Genomic DNA, 24,402 nt, shown 5'->3' with positions numbered 1-24,402 from the left:
ATGACCATCCTCGACACCGCCATCGACACTCCCGTCGGCGGACCCTCGCTCCCGCAGGAGCGCCGGCTCGTCACCCCGATCCCCGGCCCCGAGTCGCGCAAGCGCGCGGAGCGCAAGGCCCAGGCCGTCGCCGCCGGCGTCGGCGCCACCATCCCCGTGTACACGGTCGCGGCGGGCGGCGGCGTGCTGGTGGATGTGGACGGCAACTCCCTCATCGACTTCGGCTCCGGCATCGCCGTGACCGGCGTCGGCAACGCCGCGCCGCGCATCGTGGACGCCGTGACCGCGCAGGTCGCCGCCTTCACCCACACCTGCTTCACCGTCGCGCCGTACGACTCCTACGTCGACGTCGCCGAGGCGCTGAACCGCCTCACCCCCGGCGACTTCGCCAAGCGCAGCGCCCTGTTCAACTCCGGCGCCGAGGCCGTCGAGAACGCGGTCAAGATCGCGCGCCACTACACCGGCAAGCAGGCCGTCGTCGCGTTCGATCACGCCTACCACGGCCGCACGAACCTCACGATGGGCCTCACCGCCAAGAACCAGCCGTACAAGAACGGCTTCGGCCCGTTCGCGCCCGAGATCTACCGCGCTCCGCTCAGCTACCCGCTGCGCGACGGCGGCCTGTCCGGCGCCGAGGCGGCCAAGCGCGCGATCACCATGATCGAGAAGCAGATCGGCGCGGCCAACCTCGCGGCGCTCATCATCGAGCCGATCCAGGGCGAGGGCGGCTTCATCGTCCCGGCCGACGGCTTCCTCCCGGCCCTGCAGGCCTGGGCGAACGCGAACGGCGTCGTCTTCATCGCCGACGAGGTGCAGACCGGCTTCGCCCGCACCGGCACCATGTTCGCCTCCGAGCAGTTCGGCATCACGCCGGACCTGATCGTCACCGCGAAGGGCATCGCCGGCGGCCTCCCGCTCTCGGCGGTCACCGGCCGTGCCGAGATCATGGACGCGCCGCAGGTCGGCGGCCTCGGCGGCACCTACGGCGGCAACCCGCTCGCCTGCGTTGCCGCCCTCGCCGCGATCGAGACCTACGAGACCGAGGACCTGGCCGCTCGCGCCCGCCAGATCGGCGACATCCTGTTCGAGAAGCTGGGCGCCCTGCGCGACGCCGACCCGCGCGTCGCCGAGGTGCGTGGACGCGGTGCGATGGTCGCCATCGAGCTCGTCGACCCGGAGACCGGAGAGCCGGACGCCGCGCTGACCGCGAAGGTGGCTGCCGCCTCCCACGCCGCCGGAGTCATCCTCCTCACCTGCGGCACCTACGGGAACGTCATCCGCTTCCTCCCGCCGCTCAGCATTCCGGACCACCTGCTCATCGAGGGGCTGGACGTCGTCGCCGAGGCGGTGGCAGGCGCATGACCATCGTCGACACCACCACCGAGCTCGCCCCGAACGAGGCCGAACTGCTCGCCCGCGTCCCCGACGGCCTGTTCATCGGCGGACGCTGGGAGGCCGGCACCCGCGATCCGATCGAGGTCCAGGACCCGGCGACCGGCCGCGTGATCAAGCGCATCGCCAACGCGACGCCGGAGGACGGCATCCGGGCGCTGGATGCGGCGGCCGCCGCTGCCGACGCCTGGGCCGCCACCGCGCCGCGCGTCCGCGCCGAGATCCTTCGCCGTGCGTTCGACCTGCTGCAGGAGCGCCGCGCCGACTTCGCGCTGCTCATGACGCTCGAGATGGGCAAGCCGCTCGCCGAGGCGAACGGCGAGGTCACCTACGGTGGCGAGTTCCTGCGCTGGTTCTCCGAGGAGGCGGTGCGCATCTCCGGCCGCTTCGGCCAGAACCCGGAGGGGACGGGCACCATGGTCGTTTCGCAGCGTCCAGTCGGCCCCTGCTACCTGATCACGCCGTGGAACTTCCCGCTCGCGATGGCGACACGGAAGATCGCCCCGGCGCTGGCCGCGGGCTGCACCGTCGTCGTGAAGCCGGCCGAGCTGACCCCGCTGACGACGCTGTTCTTCGCGCAGCTGCTCGCCGACGCCGGCGTTCCGGACGGCGTGGTCAACATCATCCCGACCAGCACCGCCCGTACGGTTTCCGAGCCGATCATCGCCGACCCGCGCCTGCGCAAGCTGTCGTTCACCGGGTCGACCCCGGTCGGCCGCACCCTGCTCGCCCAGGCTGGCCAGAACGTCCTGCGCACCTCGATGGAGCTCGGCGGCAACGCGCCGTTCGTCGTGTTCGACGACGCCGACCTCGACAAGGCGGTGGAGGGCGCCATGCTCGCCAAGTTCCGCAACATTGGGCAGGCGTGCACGGCGGCCAACCGGTTCATCGTGCACGAGTCGGTCGCCGAGGAGTTCGCGCGCCGCGTCACCGAGAAGGTGCAGGCGTTCCGCGTCGGCCGCGGCACCGACGACGGCGTGACCATCGGCCCGCTGATCGACGACCGCGCCGTCGCGTCCATGGCGAAGCTCGTCGAGGACGCCGTCTCGCGCGGCGCCCGCGTGCTCACCGGCGGCAACGCCCCCGAGGGCGACGGCTTCTTCTTCGAGCCGACCGTCATCGTGGATGTGCAGCCCGGCAGCGAGCTGCTGCGCGAGGAGATCTTCGGCCCGATCCTGGCGATCACCACGTTCTCGACCGAGGACGAGGCCGTCGCCGCCGCGAACTCCACCGAGTACGGCCTGGTCGGCTACGTCTTCACGCAGGACCTCGCCCGCGGTCAGCGGATGATCGACCGCGTGGACACCGGCATGATGGGCCTCAACACCGGCCTGGTCTCCAATGCGGCCGCTCCGTTCGGCGGGGTCAAGCAGTCGGGCCTCGGCCGTGAGGGCGGGCTCGAGGGCATCCACGAGTACCTGAGCACCAAGTACACGCTCATCCCGGCCTGACCGGGAGGGACGAGAGGGGCGCGCCGGCGGTCAGTCGGCGCGCTCTTCTGCGTTCAGCTCCTGCTTGACGTCGTGCTCGATCAGCACCGGGACGAAGTCGCGCACGGGGGCGCCGTCGAACTCCTCGTGGTGCTTCTCGACCAGCTCGTCGATGCGCTCGCGCGGGACCTCCGGGTAGCGGTCGGCCAGCCGGTCGGCGGCACGCTCCACGGCGATGTCCTCTTCGCTGGCATTCTTCGTGTCGTCCGTCATGGCGCGATTATGCACCCGGAGGGTTAACGGCGGGGATGGCGTCTGCCAGGCTGAGGGCATGGACGAGACCATCGAAGTAGTCGTCGTGCGCGTGTTCACGAACGAGAGCGGCCGGAACGGGAACGAGCTCGGCATCATCAGCAGCTCCGCCGTCACCGCCCACCGGGAGCAGGACATCGCCGCGGCCCTCGGGTTCAGCGAGACCGTGTTCGTGGATGCGATCGACGAGGCCGCTCGCACCGCGACCATCCGCATCTTCACCCCGGCGAAGGAGCTGCCGTTCGCCGGGCACCCGAGCGTCGGGACCGCGTGGTGGCTGGCCGACCGGCGCACGCCGGTCGACGTGCTGCGCGAGCCGGCGGGGGATGTGGAGGTGTCGGTGGACCTCGACGACGACAGCGCCTGGATCACCGCGCGCCCGGAGTGGACCCCCGAGTTCGAGTGGCTGCAGCTCCAGTCTCCGGAGGACGTGGAGGCGCTGGACCCGTTCGCCTTCCCCTCGGGACAGCACTACGCGTACGCGTGGATCGACGAGGAGGCCGGCAGCCTCCGGGCGCGGATGTTCGCCCCCGAGATGGGCATCATCGAGGACGAGGCGACCGGCGCGGCCGCCGTGGCTCTGACCGCGCGCCTCGGCCGCCCGCTCGCCATCCTCCAGGGCGAGGGCTCGGACCTGCTCACGGAGCCGCTGGGCGACGGCCGCATCCGCGTCGGTGGGACCACGGTCTACGACCGCACGATCGAGGCGACGCTGTAGCGCCGCCTCGATCGGGCGCCGTCGTTACTCGGCGACGCCGACGTACTCGGCGGACTCGTTCGGGGTCTCGCCGCCCGAGGAGAGGCGGTCGCGCAGCAGGCGGCCGAGGGTCGCGTCGACGTTCGTCCAGTACTGGATCGCGCGCTCGCGGATGTCCTCGCGCTTCACGCCGCTGATCGCGCCCGAGATGGTGTCGAGGAAGCGCTCCTTGGCCGCGTCGTCGTAGACCTCGCGGTAGAGCGTGCCGGCCTGGCCGAAGTCGTCGTCCTCGGCGTGGAGGGTCGCGGCGGAGCGCACGAGCGCGCCGTCCGACTCCCACGAGCCGTCACCCGCGCGCTCCGGCTGGGCCGCCGGGCCGCCGAACGAGTTCGGGGCGTAGACCGGGGCGTCGGCCGGCTTGAAGCCGTGGCGGAGCGAGCCGTCCTGCGAGTAGTTGTGCACCGGCGCGACCGGGCGGTTGACCGGCAGCTCGTTGTAGTTGGTGCCGACGCGGTAGCGCTGGGCGTCCGGGTAGGAGAACACGCGCGCTATGAGCATCTTGTCGGGGCTGATGTCGATGCCCGGCACGGTGTTCGCGGGCGAGAACGCGGCCTGCTCGATCTCGGCGAAGAAGTTCTGCGGGTTCTCGTTGAGCGTGTGGATGCCGACCTCGATCAGCGGGTAGTCGCTGTGCGGCCACACCTTGGTCAGGTCGAACGGGTTGAAGCGGTAGGTCTTGGCGTCCTCGTACGGCATCACCTGCACCGAGACGCGCCAGGCGGGGAAGTCGCCGCGCTCGATCGCCTCGTAGAGGTCGCGGCGGTAGTAGTCCGCGTCGGCCCCGGCCAGCTGCTCGGCCTCGACGCCGGTGATCTCCTCGTTGCCCTGCAGCGAGTGGAAGTGGTACTTGACCCAGAAGCGCTCGCCGGCGGCGTTGATCCACTGGTAGGTGTGCGAGCCGTAGCCCGGCATGGTGCGCCACGAGCGCGGGAGGCCGCGGTCGCCCATGAGGTAGGTGACCTGGTGGGCGGACTCGGGGGAGAGGGTCCAGAAGTCCCACTGCATGTCGGCGTCGCGTAGGCCCGACCCGGGGAGGCGCTTCTGCGAGTGGATGAAGTCGGGGAACTTGATCCCGTCGCGGATGAAGAAGACCGGGGTGTTGTTGCCGACGATGTCGTAGTTGCCCTCGGTCGTGTAGAACTTCACCGAGAAGCCGCGCACGTCGCGCCAGGTGTCGGGGGAGCCCTGCTCGCCGGCGACCGACGAGAAGCGGTGCAGGGTGCGGGTGCTCGTGCCGGGCTGGAAGACCGCGGCCTTCGTGTACGCGGTCACGTCGCCGGTGACGACGAACTCGCCGAACGCGCCGCCGCCCTTCGCGTGGACGATCCGCTCGGGGATGCGCTCGCGGTTGAACTGGGCGAGCTTTTCGACGAGGTAGCGGTCGTGCAGCGCGGTCACGCCGTCACGCCCTGCCGTCAGCGAGTGCGCGTCGCTGGCGACCGGCGTTCCGGTCTGGGTGGTGGTGTAGTCGTCCGACATGGTTCTCCCTCTGTGGTGACGTACGCTCGCGGACGAGCGTTTAGTTGTGCGGAGCGGGCGCGGCGGCGCGCTCCTGGCAGGACGGGCACACGCCCCAGAAGGTGACCTCGGCCGTGTCGATCGCGTAGCCGCCCGCTTCGGACGGGTGCAGGCACGGTGCGTGCCCCACGACGCAGTCGACGTCGGCGACGGCTCCGCACGAGGTGCAGACCACGTGGTGGTGGTTGTCGCCGATGCGGCGCTCGTACCGCGCGGCCGAGCCGGCCGGCTCGATGCGCCGCAGCAGTCCGGCAGCGGTCAGATCGCCGAGCACGTTGTGCACGTTCTGGATGGAGGTGCCGGGCAGGGTGGGCAGCACCGCACCGAAGACGGTCTCGGCATCGGCGTGCGGCCGCTGGGCCAGTGCTTCGAGCACCGCCAGTCGACCCCGCGTCACCTTGAGACCGGCCCCGCGCAACGTCTGCTCGAGCCCCGCCGTGTCCATGCTTCGACCCTAGCGGGATGTTTTGAATAACTAAAAATACGGGGAAAGCCGGGCGTGGCGCTCCGCCGCGAGCGCATTCCTCCGGCCGCGCACCATCAGCTGCTCCCGCGCGAGCGACACCGGGCCGATCGCGTTCTGGATGGTGCGCAGCGCGTCGCCCTCGCTATTGGCCTCGACGGCCACGACCATGCGTCGCTGATCGCCATGACGGATCACTGTGAGCTCCATGATTCCCTCGTCTCCGGCACTCCCTAGTGTGCCTTCACCCTTCAAGACGAGGGATGGGTGCGGGTCATGACGGTAGAACGCGAAGTTCACCGCGCGCGGGAGCGGAGGCGCGTCTCCTCGATGTCGAGGAGCGACTGCGCCTCGGTCAGGACGCGGGACGGGTACGACCCGCGGGCCCGCTCCAGGAGCAGGCGGGTGCGCTCCGCGTCCACCACCGCCAGGCGCAGCGTCCGGTACACGTGGTGCGGCCGGTTCTCGGGCGTCGGGTCGCTGACCAGGGTGCGCTCCCAGGCCGACTCGGCGCGGAGGTACGAGGACTGCCGCACGCGCTCCACCACCTCCGGATCGACCGGTGTGCTCGTCCCGGCGGCGGTCTCCGGGTCGTCGAGCACCGCGAGCCCCGCCTCGCTGAGATCGTCGAGCAGCTGGGCGAGCAGCCGCCGGTCCTCGCCGACGTCGGCGCCCTGCAGACCCAGCGCGCGGATCAGCCAGGGGAGCGTCCCGCCCTGCAGCACGAGGCTGACGAAGGCGACGGTGAACGCGATGAGGATGAGCTGCGGACGGTACGGGATGCTGCTCGGCAGCGACTGCGCGGCGGCGAGCGTCACCACGCCGCGCATGCCGGCCCAGCCGAGCACGACGCCGCCGCGCCAGTCGATCGCCTCCTGCCGGTACTCCTCCAGGTCGCTGCGGTGGCGCTCGTAGCGCTGCTCGGCCCGCTGCTTGCGCAGCGCCTGCCACCGGTATCGCACCGGATGGTCGCGGAAGTAGCTGATCATCAGCCATTCCCGGAGCACGGAGCGCTCGGCGCGCTCCGCCCGTCTTCGGAGGCTGAGGATGAGCGGGATGATCAGGATGAAGCGGATGACGATCAGCGACAGCAGCGCGATGAGACCGAGTCCGACCGCATCCCAGACGCTCAGCACCTCCGGGTTCTCGACGTCGGCGATCAGGGTCCGGAGCTCCAGGCCGATGAGCAGGAAGACGCCGTTCTCGAGCAGGAACTGGATCGTCCGCCAGTTGATCGCGTCGCTGATCCGCGCCTGTGCGCTGAACTGCTGCGGCGCCGCGTGCCCGGTGTACAGACCCGTGATGACCACCGCCAGCACGCCCGAACCGTGCAGCGCCTCGGTCGGAGCGAAGGCGGCGAACGGCACGACGACCGAGAGGGCCGTGTCGAGCACCGGGTCGCTGAGCTTCGAGCGCACCCACACCGAGACGAATCCGACGACCAGGCCGATCACCGCGGCGATGACGACCGCGGAGAGGAAGTCGAGCACGCCCGCCCACGGCGTGGTCAGGGCGCCGAGCGCCGCCGCGAGCGCCGTGCGCAGCAGCACCAGTGCGGTCGCGTCGTTGACGAGCCCTTCGCCTTCGAGCACGGTCAGGAGGCGCGGAGGGAGGCCGAGCTTGCGTCCGATTGAGGTGGCGGCCACCGCGTCCGGAGGGCTGATGATCGCGCCGAGTGCGACGGCGGCCGCCAGGCTGAGGTCCGGCAGCATCGTGAAGAGGACGAATCCGGAGGCGAACGCCGTGATGATCACGAGCACGATCGAGAGTCCCGCGATCGGCGCGAGGTTGCGCCGGAAGTCGGTGAGCGGGACGCTGATCGCCGCCGCGTAGAGGATGGGCGGGAGGAGCCCGTCGAGGATGATCTCCGGAGGCACCTCGATCTCGGGAACGCCCGGCAGGAACGACAGTACGACGCCCACCACGACCAGGATGATGGGAGCCGCTACACCCAGCTTCCGGGCGAACGCGGCCACGCCGACGATGACCGCGACGGCGATCACCGCATAGACGCCCAGCTCCATCTACTCAGCGTACGGGAGCGGGGTACAACGCGGCGGGGTTCAGCGGGCGCGGAGGCCGTCCACCGCCATGGCGATCACGCGGTCGCGCTGCGCGTCGTCCTCGAAGGCGACGCCGGCGATCCCGGAAACCATCCTGATGACGTCGCCGATCGTGGCGTCGTCGCGCAGCTCGCCCGCCTCCTGCGCCCGGCGGACCAGTGGCTCGCCGGCGTCGTAGAGGAGGTGCGGCAGCTCATCAGCACCTCGCTGTCCTTGTTGAGGCCTTCGATGAGGGCGCGCTTGGTGCCCACGTAGGTCACGAAGCGGCGCAGCCAGGCCTCGACCGCCTCCCACGGCTCCAGCGAGCCGGCCTCCTCGGCGGCGCGAACGACGGCGGCGACCTCGTCGATGTAGACCGCCTCAACGAGCGCGTCGCGGGTGGGGAAGTTGCGGTACAGCGTCCCGATGCCGACACCCGCCCGGCGGGCGATGTCCTCGAGCGGAGCCCCTGGTCCCTGCGCCGCGAACGCCTCGCGCGCCGCGGTGAGCAGCGCGTCGAAGTTGCGGCGGGCGTCGGCCCGCTGCGGGCGGGCGACGGTGGGGGTCTCGGTGCCGGTCACGGCGGGGTCCTCTCGGGTCGACAAGAAACGGGGCTTGCAACCGGAGGCACCCTCCGGTACTGTAGAACCCGTAACCGGAGGAACCCTCCGAACGGAGCCTCCCTCCAATTGTACGCCTTTTCGGCATCTCCTCGAGAAACGGAAACCACCGGATAATGTCTCGATCCCACCCGGGCCTGACCTTCGCCATCCTGGCGCTCAGCGTCGGCTCCTTCGCGACGCTCCAGTCGCTCGTCGTCCCCGTCCTTCCCGTCATCCAGTCCGACCTGCACACCACGACCGCGGGCGTCACCTGGACCATGACCGCCTGGCTGATCGCCGCCGCGGTCGCCACCCCGCTGCTCGGCCGCGTCGGCGACCTCGTCGGCAAGCGCCGCATCCTCGTCCTCGCCCTCCTCGCCGTCGCCCTCGGGAGCGTGGTGGCCGCGGTCGCGCCCACCATCGGCGTCGTGATCGCCGGCCGCGTCATCCAGGGCCTCGGCGGCGCCATGTTCCCGCTCGCCTTCGGCATCATCCGCGACGAGTTCCCCGCCCGCCGCCTGCCTTCGGCCATCGGCGCCATCGCGTCCATCATCGCCATCGGCAGTGGACTCGGAACGGTGCTCGCCGGTCCGCTCGCCGCCGCGCTCAGCTGGCGCGGACTGTTCCTGCTCCCCGTCGTGCTGACCGTCACGGCGGCCGTGCTCGCCCTCATCTTCGTCCCCGAGTCGCCGACCCGCGCGACCGGAGGCGTGAACCCGTGGGCGGCAGTGCTGCTCTCCGGCTGGCTCGTCGCGCTGCTGCTCCCGCTGAGCACCGGCGCGCAGTGGGGCTGGGCGTCGCCCGGCGTCATCGCTCTGTTCGCCGCCGCGGCCGTGCTCCTCGCAGCCTGGATCGTGGTCGAGCTGCGCTCGCGCCACCCGCTGGTCGACATGCGGCTGATGCGGGAGCCCGGCGTCTGGTCGATGAACGCCGCCGCGATCTTCATCGGCGCCTCCATGTTCGCCGTGTTCGCCTTCTTCCCGCGCTTCGTGCAGACCCCGGTCTCCACCGGCTACGGCCTGGGCGCGTCGGTCGCGGAGTCCGGGATGCTCATGCTCCCGATGCTCGTGACCATGGCTGTCACCGGCTTCCTCAGCGGACCGCTCGCCCGCTTCGTCGGCTTCCGCTCGCAGATCGTGCTGTCGGCCGTCGTCATGGGCGCCGCGAGCCTGTCCCTCGCGTTCCTGCACGGGTCGCTCGTCGCGGTTGCCGCGGCCTCCGGTCTCTTCGGTGTCGGGCTCGGCCTGATCTACGCGGCGATCACGAGCGTCGTCGTGCAGAGCGTCCCGCCGACGCAGACCGGCATCGCGAGCGGGATGAACGCCAACCTCCGCACGGTCGGCTCGGCGGTCGGCGCCGCTGTGATGACCGCGCTCGTCACGGGCACGATCGCTCCGGATGGCCTGCCCGCCGAGAGCGGCTACACCGAGGGCTTCGCGACGGCCGGGGTGCTGGCGCTCGCCGCCGGTGCGGTGACCGTCGTCGCCGTGTTCATCATGCGTGCCCGTGCCGCCGCCGCCGCGGACGCGGTCGCCGTCAACCCGGCCATCGCCGACGTCGAGGCCGGCGGGGAGCTGGCGCTGCTCGTCGACCCGTCGCTCGCGGAGGCGGCCGACATGGCCCGCCTGGCCGCGAAGGTCGAGGCCGACTCCGGCCGCTCCGACGACCGCCGGGAGGCGCTGGAGGTCGCCTGACACCCACCGATCGCACGTAAGGGCCGCGGATCCGCTCCGCGGCCCTTTCGCGCATCCCGAGCCTCAGGCGTGGAGCGCGGCCGCCTCGCTGCGCCAGCGCGCGAGCAGCGCCCAGGGGTCGGGTACGCCCTGCTGCAGCCGCGCGACGTGGGCTCGGAGGGTCGCATCCGTCTCGAACCACTCCGTGCCCGGGATGCGCAGGGACGCGAACTCCGCGTGCCTGCGCTGCTCCAGAATCCGGTCGCCGCGCTCGAAGGCCAGCACCTCGTCGTGGGGGAGCGCGGAGAACCGCTGAGCCGGGTTCGCGGTCGTGCCGATCTTGATCCGGTCCTGGTAGCGGAGGTAGTAGACCACGTCGACCCGGGACGCGACGGCCGAGTCGGGCGGAGGCTCGCCCAGCCGCCACTCGCAGACGGCGCAGAGCCATCCGGAGGGGTAGCGGACGCCGAGCCGCGATCCGCAGAATGCGCACGGCGAGGGAGGACGTCCGTGACGCCGAGGTCGGCATCCACCGAGTCGTGCGCTTCGAGCAGGTGCGCGAGGCACAGCGCCAGAGGCGCGTCGGGGTGCGCCGGCCGGCCGCAGAGCGCGCAGGGCGTGTCCATGCCGCGAGGCTAGCCCCGGCCGCCGACAGCGCCGGTCAGCGCGGCGGCAGGCAGCGGATGAGCTCCAGGTCGCCGCTGAGGGCGATCGGCCCGTCGCCGTGCGCGGTCAGCACCGTCGCGCCGCGCCGCAGCGGCAGGGTGACGTCCGCGGTCTGGAGGGTGCCGGAGCCGCCGAGCACCACCAGTACGGAGAAGGATGCGTCGAGCTCGCGGCCGCCGGCGACATGGATGCGCTCCGCGCCGAAGAACGGGTCGGCGTCGGCGGGGAACAGCGTCTCGGCTCCGCGCCCCTGCCGGAGGGCGTGGATGCGGTCAGCGGGCGTGACCTCGCGCACCAGGCCGTCGATGGCAGTGTCGAGGTCGAGCCCGAGCAGCGCCTCCCGCTCGGTCAGCGTGCGCCGTTCGAGCAGCACCGACAGGTCGGTCGGCTGCTGCAGCTCGACCAGGGTGACCCCCGGCCCGATGGCGTGGGCGAGTCCCGCGGGAACCAGCAGGGTGTCGCCGGCGGCCAGCGGGACGCGGTTCATCGCATCGACCATGGCGTCGGCGTCCTGCCCGTCCCACCAGCCGCGCACCTCGGCGTCGGTGACCGCGTGCCGGAAGCCGAGCGAGGCGTAGGCGTCGTCCGCCGCCTCGATGACGGCCCATGCCTCCGTCTTGCCCAGGGGCTGTTCAGGTGTGCGGCAGCGAACGCGTCGTCGGGGTGGTAGTGCACGAACAGCCGCTCGGCGGTGTCGAGCAGCTTCACGAGCAGCATCGTCCGCGGCCCATAAAAACGCACGTGCTCCTCGCCGAGGAAGCGAACCGGATCGGCGGCGACGGCCTCCCGCAGGGTGGTCCCATCCGGGAGCACCGTCAGCCCGACGCCGCCGCCGGCGAACACCTCGGTGGTCGAGCCGACGAAGTCCTCCGGCGTGAACGGGCCCGGCTGCTCGGTGCCGCGGAACCGGGCGATGCCGGCGCCTCCGCGGTAGGGACGGTCGAGGGGTTGGTTGGGGCCGAGGAGGAGGGGTGTCGCGGTGCTCATCGTCAGCAATCTAGTCCTCCGCCCGGACACGGGCCGTGCACACGCGCATCCCAGGCGCGGAGGCACGCTACGTTGAGGGAATGCGTGCGGGGGAGGGTCGATCGGTTCGCGCCCGGTCCTTCTGGCCCCAGCGCAGCAGGGCTCAGGCGGGTGCGCTGGCCGCGATGGGTCTCGTGGTGGTCGTCGTGGCGTTCCTCGCCTCGGTCATGACCGGCCTGGCACTGCGCTCGCCGGACACCGCGGTGCGCACGACGATCGCCGAGGAGCCCGCGTCGGTCACCTCTCTGGCGTTGCAGGCGTCGCGGTCGACGGATGCGGTGACGCAGGACGAGGCCGTCCGTCGTGTGATCCACGAGCGGTTCCGGGGCGCGCCAGTGCGCGTGGCGGCGACCGCGTTCGTCCCGTCGGCCGCGGTGACCGGGGAGGGTCGGCGCTGCTCCTGGTCGCCTCCGACGACCTGCGCAATCGGGTGCACGTGGCCGAGGGCCGCTGGCCGTCGGCGGACACCGAGGTCGCGGTCGACGCCGCCTTCGCCCGCGCCCGTCACCTCTCCGTGGGCGATTCGATGGTGTTCGCGGGTCAGGATGGCGCGGTCCCGGTAACCGTGACCGCGCTCTGGCGCCCCCAGGACACCGCCGCACCCGCCTGGCTGGGGCTGACCGACGGCGCCGGAGGGAGGGACGGCCGCGTCATCGTGTCGGACGCGGTGGCGGGCGCCGCGGGCGACGGGACCGCGGCACAGTGGGTGCTCACCCCCGACGCGGCCGGTGTCACGTCCGCACAGCTGACCCGCCTGCGCTCCGGCTTCGACGGCGTCGCCGATGCGCTGAGCGACGAGCCGTCGGCTGCGGCCAGCCCCTTCTCGTCGAGCGGGCAGGGCGCGGCGACGGTCGCAGCGATGCAGCGGTCGGTGGTCGCGCTGCAGGCGGTCATCCCCGTGCCGCTGGCGGTGCTCGCGGTCTGCTCGATCATCGCGCTCGTCCTGCTCGGGCAGCTGCTCGCCGGTGCGCGCCGGGTCGAGACGCGCCTGCTGCGCTCGCGGGGATGACCGTCCGAGCGCTCGCCGTCGCATCCGCGCTCGAAGCGGCGGTCATCGCCGTCGCAGGGGTCGCGATCGGCGCCGCGGCCGCCCAGATCGTGCTGCTTCCGTTGGTCGGCGGCCCGGCGCCGGGCGCATCCGGTGCGGTGGATGTCGCGGTGCCGGCCGTCGCGACGCTGGTGACCGCGGTGCTCGCGGCCGTCGTGACCATGGTCGTATCGGTGCGGGCGCTCACGGATGCGCCGGGCGCGGTGGAGGCGGGACGCTCGCGCACGGCGGTCTCCGCCGGCCTTGCGGTGCTCGCGGTGATCGCCGCCGCCGTGACGCTCTGGCGGTTCGTCGCGTTCAGTTCGTCCGGGTCCCTCGCCGACGGCACCGCAGGCGTCGACCCCGCGGGCGTCGTGGCGCCGGCGGCGGTGCTGTGCGCCATCGCCCTGGTCGGCCTCTCGCTGTTCGGACCGGCCGCCGCAGCCGTCGAACGACTGGCCGGACGCGGCCGGGGCGTCGCCCGCGTGCTTCCTGCGCGACAGGTCGGCCGCGGTATCGCGCTCTTCGCCGGTCCCGTCGCCCTCATCGTCCTCGCGGTGGGCTCGCTGAGCTTCGCGGCCGGATACGCCGGGACGTTCGCCGGCTTCCTCCACGACTCCACCCTGCTGGTCCAGGGCGCGCCGGTGCGCGCCGACCTGGGCGCCGGCGGGAGCCCGCGCTCCGCCTCCGACCTGTCGCCGGCGGCCGCGTTGCAGCGTCCGGGGGTCACGGCCTCGCCCGCCATCGTGGAGGACGCCACCGTGGGCGACACGGACGCGGCGCTCGTGGTCGCCGACGCGGCTCTGCTCCCCGCACTCGCCCCGGTCGGGGCATACCTGTTCGACGGGAGGGCGGCGGCATCGGCGCTGCATGCCGCGAACGGCATACCGGGCGCCGACCTGTCCTCCGGGCCCCGAACGCTCCGCGTGAAAGCGGACGCGACGGCCGGCTTCGGCGCCGCGAGGGCGACCGCGGTCACGGCCTGGCTCGCCACCGACGCCGGGGAGGTCGTCCCCGTCACGGCGTCCGTGGCTGCGGACGGGACGGCATCCCTCGCCGTGCCGCCGGGCAGTGCTGACCGCCTGGTCGGCCTGGACGTCGCCGTGGTTTCCGTCGGCGCCGTGGATGTGAAGGTCGCGGTGAGCGGTCTGCCGCGCGCCTCCTCCGCCTGGACGCTCGCTCCCGATGCGTTCGCGGCGTCGACGCCGTTTCGGGCTGCGGGCGCTGCGGCCGCCTCCGCCGCAGCGCTGGACGCGCCCGCTTCTGTGCGGTTCGTGCCGGACGGCCTGCCGCCGCTCCGCTTCGCGGTGACGATGGCGCTGGCCGCCGACGACGACCTCGCCGTCGGTCGCCGGATCGAGGTGCGTTCGCCTGCCGGCGACCTGACCGGCACCGTGGCCCGCATCGTCGCCGCCGTCCCGGGCACGGCGTCCGAGCGCGCCGTGCTCGCCGACTACGCCGCCGTCTCGGCGCAGCTCCTGCGCACCACCCCCTCGGTGACCCGCGCCTCCTCCGTCTGGGCGTCGGGCGGCGACACCTCCGCCACGGCGACCGCCCTGTCCCGTGCCGCCGGCGCAGAGGCCGTCGTCACCACCGCCGACGGCGGGTTCGTCTCGCGCTTCCTCGGCGGCGCCGTCCTCAGCACGTGGCTGGGAGCGGCGGGATGCGCGGTGCTGGCGCTCGCCGCCGTCGCCGCGGCCGTCTCCTCGGCGCTCCGCCGTCGCCGCGGCGAGGTGGTGGTGCTGCGCGCCGTCGGACTCTCCGGCAGGCAGCAGGCGTGGACGCGTCGGCTCGAGGTCATCGGCGTGACCGTCGCGGCGGGCGTCTTCGGCCTCGTCGGCGGCGTCGCCGTCGTCCTCCTCGTCGGCAACACCCTCGCGCGACTCTCCGTGGTGACGGCGCCGTCCACGCTCTCGGTGCAGGGTCGGGTGGATCCGCTCGGCCTGGGCCTCGGTCTGCTCGCCCTGACCGCCGCGCTCGCCGCCGCCGTGTGGGCGTACGGTTCCGCGGTCCGGCGGCAGGCCGCCGACACCGGCTACCGGGAGGAGACCCGATGAGCCGGCCGGTGACCGACGCCCGCCTGTTCCTGCGCTCTCTGCGCGCGTACGCCGGGGGACTGGCGCTGCTCGCGGCGGTCGCCCTGGTCGCCGCGGCCGCGCTCGCCGCGTGGCCGCGGGCGGTGAGCGGCATCCTCGGCGGAGAACTCCGGCACGACCTGCAGCAGGCGGGAGCCGGTGGCCGGGATCTCAGCGCGCCTATCCGGACCGGCTTCCTCTCGGCGGGGCCGATGGTCGACCCGGCCCGTCTCTGGGACCAGCTGCCGGCGATCGGCGCCTCGGTGCACCGCGCGATGAGCCCGGCCCTCCGCGCGGTGACCACGAGCGGTGATTCCGCGGCCCGCAGCGACGACCTGCCGACGGCGTCGCCCGCCGACGCGCGCCCCGTCGACCACTACGGCGTCTCGCTGGAGGCCTACCGGGGTCTGCGGCAGCAGGCGCGGCTCGCCCAGGGGGAGTGGCCATCGGCGGCGGCCGCGGGCGCACCGGTGCCGGTGGTCGTCACCACCGCGACCGCGAAGCTGCTCGGCTGGAAGGTCGGCGAGACCCGCGAAGCCTCGGGCGGACAGGAGGGATCGCCGATCCTGCGCCTCGCCGGAACGATCGCACCGAAGGACGCCGCCGCCGACTTCTGGGACCTCGACCCCGTCCGCGAGTTCGGCCACGTCTCCGGCGGCGGCGACAGCCCGAAGAGCTTCGTCGGCGTCGCGTGGGTAGCGCCCTCCGCGTGGCCGGACCTGGCCCCACGGTTCGGCGCCACCACGGCCGCGATCTGGTATCCCGTGGTGCCCGACCGCTTCACGTCCGAGACGCTGCCCGCCGTGCGGAGCGCGCTGAGCGGCTTCCTGGCGTCGCCTCCCGTGGTCTCCGCCGGCGGCTCGAGCGTGCGGCTGCCGTTCGCGACCGCGGTGCAGCAACCCCTCGACGACTTCATCGCGCGCTCCCAGCCGGCGCAGACGCTGTTCGCCATCCTCCTCAGCGGGCCGCTCGTGGTCGCCCTGGCCGTGCTCGCCCAGGGCGCCCGCCTCGTCGCCGAGCGCCGGAGGCCCGCGCTGGCTCTCGCCGTCGCGCGCGGAGCGTCCCCGGGCCGGCTGCGCGCCGAGCTCGCCGCGCAGGGCGCCCTCGTCTCGGTCCCCGCGGCGGCGCTCGGCTTCGTGATCGCCCTGGTGGTCACCCCAGGGGCGCAACCCTTGGCCGTGCCGCTGTCGCTGGCCGCCGTGGCTGCGCTCCTCCCGCCGATCGCGCTGGTGCTCGCCGCAGGCTCACTGGACCCCGCCGTGCGGGGATCCGCCGCCGCTCCCGCTGGACGTGGGTCGCCGAGGTCGTGGCCGTCGGCCTGGCTGTGCTGAGCGTGGTGCTCGTGTCGCGTCGCGGACTGTCGTCGATGGGAGCCGGCCTGGCAGTCGACCCGCTCGCCGCACTGACCCCGGTGCTGGTCGCGATCGCCGCGTGCGTCCTCGTCGTGCGGCTCACCCGACTTCCGCTCGACGGTCTGGCGCGCGGCCTGCACCGCGGCCGCGGCGCCGTCGCCTTCGTCGGCGCGTCCGGGACCCGTGGAGCCGGGTCGGGTGTGCTGTGGCCCGTGTTCACCCTGGTCGCGGGCGTCAGCATCGCCCTGTTCTCGGTCAGCATGCTGGCGACCTCCACCGCCGGGCTCGCCGAGGGTGCGCGCATCCGGGTCGGCTCCGATCTCTCGCTGACAGCACCGGCGACGCTCAGCCGGGCCCAGGTGGATGCGGTGAAGCGTCTCGACGGCGTCGAACGGACGGCGACGGTCGACTGGGCGGGAGGCGTCCGCCTCTTCGCGGGCGGGGTGACGTCGGACGTGTCCGGCTATCTGGTCGACCCGCGGGAGCTCGACGCCGTGCAGTCCGGCCTTCCCGCCGACGCGCGTCTATCGGCCGCGCTCACCGGCGGCATCACGGGACGGACCGGTGCCGCGCTCGGCGGCTGGGCCAGCCAGCTGCCGATCACGAGCGCCCTCGTCGTCACCGGCGGCACCAACGTCCATCTCGCCGTGACGGAGCTCGACCACCTGCCGGGCGTGTACGTGCGCGACGGCGAGTGGGTCTTCCTCGACCGGACGACTTTGCCCGCGACGAGCGGCGTCACCGGCGAACCGCAGACCGTCCTGGTGAAGCTGGCCCCCGGTGCCGACGCCGCGCACGTCCACGCCGAACTGCAGCGGATCGGCGGGTCGGGCGCGCAGGTCGGGGACGCGATCGCGGAGCGCGACAGCCTCCGGGACGCGCCGCTCGTCTCCGGAACCGAGCAGGTCGCGCTGCTGTCGATCGCTCTCACGGTGCTGCTGTGCATCGCCGCGCTGCTGCTGACGCTCGTCCTCAACACATCGGCGCGCATCCGGCTGGTCGCCACCCTGCGGACCATCGGCTACAGCTCACGCCAGACCGCGGGCGTGCTCGCGTGGGAGCTGGGGCCCGTCCTCGTGATCGGCCTCGCGGCCGGAGCCGTCGTCGGGCTGCTGCTTCCCGCCGTCGTGCTCGACCCGCTCGACCTGCGCGGCTTCACGGGCAGCCCCGTCCAGCCGCCGGTCGTGCAGGATCCGCTGCTCGTCACGGCGGCGCTCGCCGGCTTCGCCGTCGTCGCGGCCGTGGCGACCGTCGTCGTGCTCGCCGGAGCCCGCCGCCGCTCGCCGGCGACCGTGCTGAGGAACGCAGGAGGAGAATGACCACCGTGACCCCCGACCGCGCCGACACGGCCAGCCTCGCCGACTCGGCCATCCGCTGCGCCGACCTGGTGCGCATCTTCACCGCCGACGGCGTCGAGGTCCAGGCCCTGCAGGGACTGACACTGCGCGTCGACAGCGGCGAGCTCGTCGCCATCGTCGGCGCCTCCGGCTCCGGCAAGTCGACGCTGCTCGGCATCCTGTCGGGACTCGACAAGCCGACCGCCGGCTCCGTGACCGTCGCGGGGCGCGACCTGCTGGCGTTGAGCACCAAGGAGCGCGTCGACTATCGCCGCCGCACTGTCGGCTTCGTCTGGCAGCAGACCTCGCGCAACCTGCTCGGCTACCTCACCGCCCGCGAGAACCTGGCGCTGGCGATGTCCGTCGCGCGCACCCCGGATCGCGAGCGCCGCACGACCGCGCTGCTCGACCTGCTGGAGGTGTCGCACTGCGCCGACCGCCGGCCCACCGAGATGTCGGGCGGCGAACAGCAGCGCGTCGCGATCGCCGTGGGCCTCGCCAACGAACCCGCCGTCCTGCTCGCCGACGAGCCGACGGGCGAACTCGACGAGGCCACGAGCGCCGAGGTGCTGGAGGCGATGCGCGGTGTGAACCGCGAGCTCGGCGTCACGACGCTGATCGTGACGCACGACCCGACCGTCTCCGGCCACGTCGCCCGGACCGTCCAGATCCGCGACGGCCGCACGGCCACCGAGGTGCTGCGGCGCACCGGCGTCAACGAGCACGGCGACGAGCACACGGTGGCCGAGGAGTTCGCGGTGCTCGACCGCGTCGGCCGGCTGCAGCTGCCGCAGGAGTATCTGACGACGCTCGGGATGCGCGAGCGCGTGCGCCTCGCGCTGGAGCAGGACCACGTCGGCGTCTGGCCGCACGCCGACGGAGCAGGGGAGGACGACGATGACCGACGCTGACGACCGCGAGCCGCTCCTCGTCGCAGAGGGCGTCTCGCGCAGCTTCGAGACCGCCGCGGGAACCGTGACGGCGCTGGTGGACGCGAGCGTGCTCGTGCATCCCGGCGAGCTCGTCGTCGTGAAGGGGCCGTCCGGCTCGGGCAAGACGACCCTTCTCAATGTGCTGAGCGGCCTCGACCGGCCGACCGGCGGCACGGTCCGCCTCGACGGCGTGGAGCTGACCACCGCGTCCGAGGCGCAGCTGGTGGACCTCCGGCGTCGCAGCACCGGCTTCGTCTTCCAGTCGTTCGGCCTCGTTCCCGTGCTGTCGGCGGCGGAGAACGTCGAGCTGCCGCTCCGCCTGCTCGGGGTCGCCGCCGACGAGCGGGATGCGCGCGTCGCCGCCCTGCTCGACAGCGTCGGGCTCGCGCAGCACGCCCGGCAGCGTCCGACCGAACTGTCGGGAGGCCAGCAGCAGCGCGTCGGCATCGCGCGGGCGCTCGCCGCGGACCCGCGCATCCTCTTCGCCGACGAACCGACCGGCCAGCTCGACAGCATGACCGGCCGCGCTGTGATGGACCTCCTGGTCGACCTCGTCCACGGACAGGGCATCGCGGCCCTCGTGACGACACACGACCCGCTGCTGATGGCCCGCGCCGACCGCGTCCTGGAGCTGCACGACGGACGCCTCGGAGGCGAGGCGCGTCGCCGCGGCCGGCATGCGCTGGAGCCGGATGCCGTGGCGGCCGTCAGCGGTTAGCATCGCGTCAGGACGAGGAGCCGCCTCAGGACGAGGAGTAAGGGGACAGGACATGCGCCACGAGCGACGGGAACGCGAGGCGGCCGCAGCGGCCGAGGCCGAGGCGGAGCAGGCGATCGCCGCCACCGAGACAGACGACACGTTCGTGGATGCGGACGAGTCGCTGGAGGAGGACGAGGAGCGCCCCTGACGGGGTGAACCCCGGCGCGGTCGACCCCCGGCGCGGTCGACCCCGGCGTCGGGGGACCGGGGGCGAGCGGATGCCGTCGTTCGCGCATGAAGGCGGCATCCGCCCGCTCCCGGCGCCCCGTGCCGGCGACCGGTCGCGGCGTCAGCTCAGCAGGGCCGCGTCCACCGTGTGGTCGCGCAGGGACGACGCCAGCATCTCCATGCCGGTTCCGGGAGCGAGTGGCGCCCGATAGCGGCCGCGTTCGAGGCGCACCGGCGTCGCGAAGTGCTCGTGCAGGTGCGCGGTGTACTCGATCATCCGTCCCTCCTGGCTGCCGGAGACGGCCACGAAGTCGAACATCGAGAAGTGCTGGACCGCCTCGCACAATCCGACCCCGCCCGCGTGCGGGCAGACCGGGACGCCGAACTTCGCGGCGAGCAGCAGGATGGCGACGTTCTCGTTCACGCCGGCCACCCGGGTGGAGTCGATCTGCACGATCGCGGCCGCCTCCGCCTGCAGCAGCTGCTTGAACAGCACACGGCTCATCCCGTGCTCGCCGGTCGCGATCGGCACCGGCGCGACCGCGCGGGCGATGGCGGCGTGCGCGAGGACGTCGTCCGGACTTGTCGGCTCCTCCACCCACGCGAGGTCGAAGGGCTGGAGGGCGCGGACCCACTCGATCGCCTGGTCGCGGTCCCAGCGCTGGTTCGCGTCGATGGCGATGCGGATGTCCGGGCCGACCTCGTCGCGGGCGATCCCCAGGCGGCGGATGTCGTCGTCTAGCCGGTCGCCCACTTTGAGCTTGATCTGCGCGAAGCCCTCTTCGACCGCCTCGCGGGTGAGCCGGCGCAGCTTCTCATCGGAGTAGCCGAGCCAGCCCGGCGTCGTCGTGTAACCGGGGTAGCCGGTGGCGAGCAGTTCGGCCTCGCGCGCGGCCCGGCCGGGCTCGGCCGCGCGGAGCAGGTCCAGGGCGTCGGCGGGCGTCAACGCGTCGGTGAGGTAGCGGAAGTCGACGAGGCTCACGAGCTCTTCGGGCGTCATCCGCGCCAGGAGTTGCCACAGAGGGAGGCCCGCGCGTTTGGCCTTGAGGTCCCAGAACGCGTTCACGACCGCGCCGATCGCCATGTGCATGACGCCCTTCTCGGGCCCGAGCCAGCGCAGTTGCGAGTCGTGGACGAACTCCCGCCAGAAGCCGCCCAGGTCGTCCAGGATCGACTCGACGTCGCGGCCGACGACGCGGTGAGCGACCGCGTCGATGGCGGCGACCTGGACGTCGTTGCCGCGCCCGATGGTGAAGACGAACGCATGCCCCTCGTGGCCGTCGCCGGCGTCGGTGGTGACGCGCAGGTAGGCGGCGGAGTAGTCGGGGTCGGGGTTCATGGCGTCGGAGCCGTCGAGCATGGCCGACGTCTCGAATCGCACGTCCAGTGTCTCGAAGCCGGTGACGATGCTCACTCCGTTGTCCTTCCGTTCGGCTGGGCAATATCCTATTGGATATAGCGGACCCATGCCACCGACTGTGACGATGCTGCCGCTAGGGTCGGCTCATGCTGCAGAACAGAGAGGTTGCGGGCGCGACGCTGGGGTCCGGCCGCCGTAGGGAATCAGCGACATTCGGCCCGTACGGATTCCTCAACCTGCTCTTCCCATCCGCCGTGCTCACCGTGTTCCTCGTCGTCGCGGCATCCGGGATCTCCGACCCGCTCGGAATGCACTGGTCCTGGGCGGGACTGGCGGCCGTGCTCTCGCTGGCGGCGCTCACTGCGGCGATGCGCGGGCGCGGTGAGGAGACCGACGCACGCATCCGAGCCGGCCGCCACGATCTCGGCTATTGGACCCAGCGGCTGGCCCCGTGGAGCGTGCTCGCCCTCTTCGCCGTCGCCTTCATCGGCCACTACGCCGGGCTGCCCCTCCTCGCGGTCGGATTCGGAGGTGCGGCCTGGGGTGCGATCCTCGGAGTCGCCCCTGTGTTCTTCGCCGTTGATCGGCCGGAACCGACCTGAATCCGCCCGCCTACTCGGCCCCGTCCAGGCTCGCCGAGATGCGCGCGTACGACTTGGCGATGTGGTCGAGCATCGCCTTCTCGGCGGAGGCCGGATCGCCGCTGCGCAACGCCTTCAGCACGGCCTCGTGCTCGCCGGCCGTCTCATCCACCACACCGTGCTTGAAGTAGATGCGGTACTGGTGCATGTGCGAGCGCAGGCGCCCGATCGCGTCGGCGAGCAGCGCGTTCCCCGAGTGCTCGGCGATGAGGCGGTGGAACTCGGCGTCCTGGTTCGCGAAGTCCTTGTAGTCCTTGAAGCGGTCCTCGCCGGTCTGCGCCGCCTGTCCGCTGCGGTGCATGGCCTCGCACAGGTCCTCCAGCTGCTGCAGGGTCTCCGCATCCAACTCGCCCGCGGCGTTGCGGGTCGCGTAGGGCTCGAGCAGTCGCCGCATCTCGAAGAGCTGGCGCAGGCCTTCGCTGTCGAGCAGTGGAGCGGCCGTGTACCCCTTGAGCGCCTTCTTGACGACCAGTCCCTCGGACTCCAGCCGCGCGAGCGCTTCGCGCACCGGCGTCGGGGAGACGTTGAGCTGGCGCGCGATGCCGTCGATGCTGGCGCGGCTGCCCGGCTCGATCACCTGGTCCATGAGCAGGCCGAGCACGGCGTCGTACACGTCGTCAGCGAGTGCGCGGCGGGCCGGCAGGAAGTGCTCGCCGGAGGGGATCGTCATGTGCACATCCTAGGTCGGGGGACGCCGACCCAAGAGGATAGAGGATGCAGGATCGCGGTCACCCGAGCAGCCCCTCCGCAGCGAGCTCATCCCACACAGCCTCCGGCACAGCCGGCGTCGCCAGACCGGCGTTCCGCTCGATCTGCTCGGGCGTGTCCGCTCCGAGCACGACGGTGCAGACGGCCGGGTGCCGGAGCGGGAACTGGACCGCGAGCTGCGGGACGGTGACGCCGTGACGCTCCGCCACCTCCGCGATGCGGTCGACCCGCGCGATGAGTTCGGGCGAGGCCGCACCGTATTCGAACGTCGCGTCGGCGCGCGGGCGCTCGGTGGCGAGGATGCCCGAGTTGAACACGGCAGCCACCGCGACGGACACACCGCGCTCCTGCGCCGCCGGCAGCAGGTCGCGCTCGGCCGACGGGTCGAGCAGCGTGTAGCGGTTGGCGCACATCACGATGTCGAGGTCGGTCTCGCGGACGAAGCGGGTCAGCATCCCGGTCTGATTCATCCCCGCGCCGTAGGAGCGGATGACACCCTGCGACCGCAGCTCGTCGAGCGCCGGGAACGCGCCCTCCAGGGCCTCCCGCTCGAATTCGTCGGGATCGTGGACGAACAGCACGTCGATGCGGTCGACGCCCAGGCGCTCGAGTGAGTCCTCGACGGAGCGGAGGACGCCGTCGCGCGAGTAGTCTCGCCGCCGCCGCCGGGTCGTGGGGACGTCGAACAGGTTCGCGATATCGGTCTCGCCGGGCCGGTACTCCGGGTTCGGCTCGAGGACGCGGCCGACCTTGGTGGAGAGGACGTACTCGTCGCGGGGCAGGTCGCGCAGTCCCGCGCCCAGCCGTTCCTCCGCGAGGCCCAGCCCGTAGTGCGGCGCGGTGTCGAAGTACCGTATGCCCGCCTGCCAGGCCGCGGGGACGATCCGCGGCCAGACGTCATCCGGGCGCGCGGCGAACAGGTTGCCCAGCGCCGCGGAGCCGTAGCCGATCGGACCGACGGTCAGGCCGCCGCGTCCGAAGGGTCGCGTGGTCTGCTCCATCAGGCCACCCGGAGGTCGTCGACGGCGTCCAGGTCCCACTCGATCCCGAGGCCCGGCGCGGAAGCCGCGAGACCCCGGCCGTCGCGGATCGTCATCTCCGACCGGGTCACCGCGCGCAGCTGCGGGATGTGCTCCAGGTAGAGCGCATTGGGCACCGCGCAGCAGAGCGACACGTGCAGCTCCATCAGGAAGTGCGGGGCGATGGACACGTTGAACGCCTCCGCGAGGTGCGCCACCTTGAGCCAGGGCGTGATGCCGCCGACGCGGGCCACATCCACCTGGACGATGGACGCGGCGCCCGTCTGCAGGTACTCCCGGAAGTGTCCCACCGAGTAGATCGACTCGCCGACCGCGACCGGCACCGTCGTGGATGAGGCCAGCCGACGGTGCCCCGCGACGTCCTCCGCCGGCAGCGGCTCCTCGAACCAGAAGATGTCCAGCTTCTCGAACAGCGCCGCGCGCCGGATGGCCTCCGCGGCGGTCATGGACTGGTTCGCGTCGACCATGATGTCCATCCGGTCGCCGACGGCCTCGCGCACGGCGAGCAGCCGCTCGTAGTCCTCGTGCGCCCGCGGCTTGCCGACCTTGATCTTCACCCCGCCCAGGCCGCGCGCCTGCGACTCGAGCGCTTGCGCGACGAGCTCGTCCGTCCCGAAGTGCAGCCAGCCGCCCTCCGTGTCGTAGAGGGGATGCCCGGCTGAGCGCCACCCGCGGCCACCCACAGCGGCAGTCCGGCGGCTTTGCAACGCGCATCCCACACGGCGGTGTCGACCGCGGCCAGGGCGAGAGAGGTGATCAGTCCGACGGTCGTCGCCCGGGTGGAGGAGAACAGGGTGCGCCAGACGTCCTCGGGGCGGTTCGCGTCCAGCCCGATCAGCACGTCGAGCAGCGTCTCGCGCAGGAGGCTGAGCACGGCGGCGCCGCCGGTGCCGATCGTGTAGCTGTAGCCGATCCCCTCGACGCCGCCGGCGGTGCGGAGGCGGACGAAGATCGTCTCCTGCTTGAGGAACGACTGCACGGCGTCCGTGCGGACCGTCTCCACCTCCAGGTCGCTGATCCACGCCTCGGCGCTGACGATCGTGCCGTCGGTGGGTGAGGTGAGGGTCATGGTCGTCCTGCTTCGTTCGGGGCGAATGGTGATGCTATTGCCTATAGGATAT

General features: G+C 72.5%; 27 protein-coding genes and 1 pseudogene. 12 read left to right on the top strand and 16 right to left on the bottom strand.

What is annotated here, in order from left to right:
• Together gabT and ACRAWB_RS10150 are read left to right on the top strand one after the other, a co-directional pair.
• Complete coding sequence (gene gabT / locus ACRAWB_RS10155; protein ID WP_431353215.1) at window positions 1-1,362, top strand: 4-aminobutyrate--2-oxoglutarate transaminase; 1,362 nt, start codon at window positions 1-3, stop codon at window positions 1,360-1,362.
• Complete coding sequence (locus ACRAWB_RS10150; protein WP_431353214.1) at window positions 1,359-2,843, top strand: NAD-dependent succinate-semialdehyde dehydrogenase; 1,485 nt, start codon at window positions 1,359-1,361, stop codon at window positions 2,841-2,843. Before gabT ends, ACRAWB_RS10150 begins: the two co-directional genes overlap by 4 nt.
• A gap of 30 nt (window positions 2,844-2,873) precedes the next feature.
• Here the strand turns inward: ACRAWB_RS10150 and ACRAWB_RS10145 are convergent, their stop codons facing one another.
• The gene (locus ACRAWB_RS10145) at window positions 2,874-3,095 is read right to left on the bottom strand and encodes a three-helix bundle dimerization domain-containing protein (protein WP_431353213.1); all 222 of its coding nucleotides are present in this window, start codon (window positions 3,093-3,095) and stop codon (window positions 2,874-2,876) included.
• 58 nt (window positions 3,096-3,153) lie between these two features.
• On the opposite strand from ACRAWB_RS10145, the gene ACRAWB_RS10140 reads away from it, so the two are divergent.
• On the top strand, window positions 3,154-3,852 hold the full coding sequence (locus tag ACRAWB_RS10140; RefSeq protein ID WP_431353212.1) for a PhzF family phenazine biosynthesis protein: 699 nt from the start codon (window positions 3,154-3,156) through the stop codon (window positions 3,850-3,852).
• A gap of 24 nt (window positions 3,853-3,876) precedes the next feature.
• On the opposite strand, the gene ACRAWB_RS10135 is transcribed toward ACRAWB_RS10140, so the two are convergent.
• From ACRAWB_RS10135 to ACRAWB_RS10110, 6 genes and pseudogenes are all read right to left on the bottom strand, one after another.
• Window positions 3,877-5,370 (bottom strand): catalase, encoded by a 1,494-nt coding sequence (locus tag ACRAWB_RS10135; RefSeq protein WP_431353211.1) that lies wholly within the window; start codon window positions 5,368-5,370, stop codon window positions 3,877-3,879.
• A 40-nt stretch (window positions 5,371-5,410) separates the two neighbouring features.
• Complete coding sequence (locus ACRAWB_RS10130; RefSeq protein WP_431353210.1) at window positions 5,411-5,854, bottom strand: Fur family transcriptional regulator; 444 nt, start codon at window positions 5,852-5,854, stop codon at window positions 5,411-5,413.
• Between the two features lie 30 nt (window positions 5,855-5,884).
• On the bottom strand, window positions 5,885-6,082 hold the full coding sequence (locus ACRAWB_RS10125) for a hypothetical protein (RefSeq protein WP_431353209.1): 198 nt from the start codon (window positions 6,080-6,082) through the stop codon (window positions 5,885-5,887).
• Window positions 6,083-6,168: 86 nt separating this feature from the next.
• On the bottom strand, window positions 6,169-7,896 hold the full coding sequence (locus tag ACRAWB_RS10120) for a cation:proton antiporter (protein WP_431353208.1): 1,728 nt from the start codon (window positions 7,894-7,896) through the stop codon (window positions 6,169-6,171).
• 39 nt (window positions 7,897-7,935) lie between these two features.
• Window positions 7,936-8,229 (bottom strand): hypothetical protein, encoded by a 294-nt coding sequence (locus ACRAWB_RS10115; protein ID WP_431354497.1) that lies wholly within the window; start codon window positions 8,227-8,229, stop codon window positions 7,936-7,938.
• Window positions 8,230-8,348: 119 nt separating this feature from the next.
• Window positions 8,349-8,495: pseudogene (locus ACRAWB_RS10110) on the bottom strand (TetR/AcrR family transcriptional regulator); the annotation flags it as partial.
• 155 nt (window positions 8,496-8,650) lie between these two features.
• Between ACRAWB_RS10110 and ACRAWB_RS10105 the strand changes: the two are divergent.
• Window positions 8,651-10,210 carry an MFS transporter gene (locus tag ACRAWB_RS10105; RefSeq protein ID WP_431353207.1) on the top strand — a complete coding sequence of 520 codons (1,560 nt, stop codon included), beginning with the start codon at window positions 8,651-8,653 and terminating at the stop codon, window positions 10,208-10,210.
• 63 nt (window positions 10,211-10,273) lie between these two features.
• Here ACRAWB_RS10105 and ACRAWB_RS10100 read toward each other — a convergent pair whose 3' ends face one another.
• The 4 genes from ACRAWB_RS10100 to ACRAWB_RS10085 form a co-directional block, all read right to left on the bottom strand.
• A complete protein-coding gene (locus tag ACRAWB_RS10100; RefSeq protein ID WP_431353206.1) occupies window positions 10,274-10,564 on the bottom strand; it encodes a GIY-YIG nuclease family protein in 291 nt (96 codons plus the stop codon).
• A 286-nt stretch (window positions 10,565-10,850) separates the two neighbouring features.
• A complete protein-coding gene (locus tag ACRAWB_RS10095) occupies window positions 10,851-11,390 on the bottom strand; it encodes a hypothetical protein (protein ID WP_431353205.1) in 540 nt (179 codons plus the stop codon).
• Window positions 11,339-11,842, bottom strand: coding sequence for a hypothetical protein (locus ACRAWB_RS10090; RefSeq protein WP_431353204.1), 504 nt, complete (start codon window positions 11,840-11,842; stop codon window positions 11,339-11,341). The genes ACRAWB_RS10095 and ACRAWB_RS10090 overlap by 52 nt, the downstream gene beginning before the upstream one ends.
• Before the next feature lie 142 nt (window positions 11,843-11,984).
• The gene (locus ACRAWB_RS10085) at window positions 11,985-12,317 is read right to left on the bottom strand and encodes a hypothetical protein (RefSeq protein ID WP_431353203.1); all 333 of its coding nucleotides are present in this window, start codon (window positions 12,315-12,317) and stop codon (window positions 11,985-11,987) included.
• Here ACRAWB_RS10085 and ACRAWB_RS10080 point away from each other — a divergent pair, their 5' ends adjacent.
• Genes ACRAWB_RS10080 through ACRAWB_RS10050 form a run of 7 tightly spaced genes read left to right on the top strand, consistent with a single transcriptional unit; the run spans window position 12,318 to window position 19,512 of the window.
• Window positions 12,318-12,890: a hypothetical protein gene (locus ACRAWB_RS10080; RefSeq protein ID WP_431353202.1), complete on the top strand. Its 573-nt coding sequence runs from the start codon at window positions 12,318-12,320 to the stop codon at window positions 12,888-12,890. It begins immediately after the preceding gene.
• Window positions 12,887-14,965: an FtsX-like permease family protein gene (locus ACRAWB_RS10075; RefSeq protein ID WP_431353201.1), complete on the top strand. Its 2,079-nt coding sequence runs from the start codon at window positions 12,887-12,889 to the stop codon at window positions 14,963-14,965. The genes ACRAWB_RS10080 and ACRAWB_RS10075 overlap by 4 nt, the downstream gene beginning before the upstream one ends.
• Window positions 14,962-16,314 carry a hypothetical protein gene (locus tag ACRAWB_RS10070; protein ID WP_431353200.1) on the top strand — a complete coding sequence of 451 codons (1,353 nt, stop codon included), beginning with the start codon at window positions 14,962-14,964 and terminating at the stop codon, window positions 16,312-16,314. Before ACRAWB_RS10075 ends, ACRAWB_RS10070 begins: the two co-directional genes overlap by 4 nt.
• Window positions 16,290-17,654 (top strand): FtsX-like permease family protein, encoded by a 1,365-nt coding sequence (locus ACRAWB_RS10065; protein WP_431353199.1) that lies wholly within the window; start codon window positions 16,290-16,292, stop codon window positions 17,652-17,654. The genes ACRAWB_RS10070 and ACRAWB_RS10065 overlap by 25 nt, the downstream gene beginning before the upstream one ends.
• Window positions 17,651-18,583, top strand: a complete 933-nt coding sequence (locus ACRAWB_RS10060) for an ABC transporter ATP-binding protein (protein ID WP_431353198.1) — start codon at window positions 17,651-17,653, stop codon at window positions 18,581-18,583. Before ACRAWB_RS10065 ends, ACRAWB_RS10060 begins: the two co-directional genes overlap by 4 nt.
• Complete coding sequence (locus ACRAWB_RS10055) at window positions 18,570-19,322, top strand: ABC transporter ATP-binding protein (protein WP_431353197.1); 753 nt, start codon at window positions 18,570-18,572, stop codon at window positions 19,320-19,322. Before ACRAWB_RS10060 ends, ACRAWB_RS10055 begins: the two co-directional genes overlap by 14 nt.
• A gap of 52 nt (window positions 19,323-19,374) precedes the next feature.
• Window positions 19,375-19,512, top strand: coding sequence for a hypothetical protein (locus ACRAWB_RS10050; RefSeq protein WP_431353196.1), 138 nt, complete (start codon window positions 19,375-19,377; stop codon window positions 19,510-19,512).
• A 141-nt stretch (window positions 19,513-19,653) separates the two neighbouring features.
• On the opposite strand, the gene ACRAWB_RS10045 is transcribed toward ACRAWB_RS10050, so the two are convergent.
• Window positions 19,654-20,946, bottom strand: a complete 1,293-nt coding sequence (locus ACRAWB_RS10045) for an enolase C-terminal domain-like protein (RefSeq protein WP_431353195.1) — start codon at window positions 20,944-20,946, stop codon at window positions 19,654-19,656.
• A 92-nt stretch (window positions 20,947-21,038) separates the two neighbouring features.
• Here ACRAWB_RS10045 and ACRAWB_RS10040 point away from each other — a divergent pair, with 92 nt between their 5' ends.
• Complete coding sequence (locus ACRAWB_RS10040; RefSeq protein WP_431353194.1) at window positions 21,039-21,494, top strand: hypothetical protein; 456 nt, start codon at window positions 21,039-21,041, stop codon at window positions 21,492-21,494.
• 10 nt (window positions 21,495-21,504) lie between these two features.
• Here the strand turns inward: ACRAWB_RS10040 and ACRAWB_RS10035 are convergent, their stop codons facing one another.
• The 4 genes from ACRAWB_RS10035 to ACRAWB_RS10020 are packed head-to-tail and all read right to left on the bottom strand — an operon-like array spanning window position 21,505 to window position 24,350.
• Window positions 21,505-22,203 (bottom strand): GntR family transcriptional regulator, encoded by a 699-nt coding sequence (locus tag ACRAWB_RS10035; protein ID WP_431353193.1) that lies wholly within the window; start codon window positions 22,201-22,203, stop codon window positions 21,505-21,507.
• Window positions 22,204-22,261: 58 nt separating this feature from the next.
• Window positions 22,262-23,242, bottom strand: coding sequence for an aldo/keto reductase (locus ACRAWB_RS10030; protein ID WP_431353192.1), 981 nt, complete (start codon window positions 23,240-23,242; stop codon window positions 22,262-22,264).
• Window positions 23,242-23,838, bottom strand: coding sequence for a mandelate racemase/muconate lactonizing enzyme family protein (locus ACRAWB_RS10025; RefSeq protein ID WP_431354496.1), 597 nt, complete (start codon window positions 23,836-23,838; stop codon window positions 23,242-23,244). The genes ACRAWB_RS10030 and ACRAWB_RS10025 overlap by 1 nt, the downstream gene beginning before the upstream one ends.
• The gene (locus ACRAWB_RS10020) at window positions 23,835-24,350 is read right to left on the bottom strand and encodes a hypothetical protein (RefSeq protein ID WP_431353191.1); all 516 of its coding nucleotides are present in this window, start codon (window positions 24,348-24,350) and stop codon (window positions 23,835-23,837) included. The genes ACRAWB_RS10025 and ACRAWB_RS10020 overlap by 4 nt, the downstream gene beginning before the upstream one ends.
• Window positions 24,351-24,402: the final 52 nt, after the last annotated feature.

The sequence above is a fragment of the Leifsonia poae genome (genome assembly GCF_050632865.1).
GTDB lineage: Bacteria > Actinomycetota > Actinomycetes > Actinomycetales > Microbacteriaceae > Leifsonia > Leifsonia poae_B.
The sequence above is the reverse complement of the archived record's forward strand: the minus strand, read 5'-3'. Positions and strand labels throughout refer to the sequence as shown.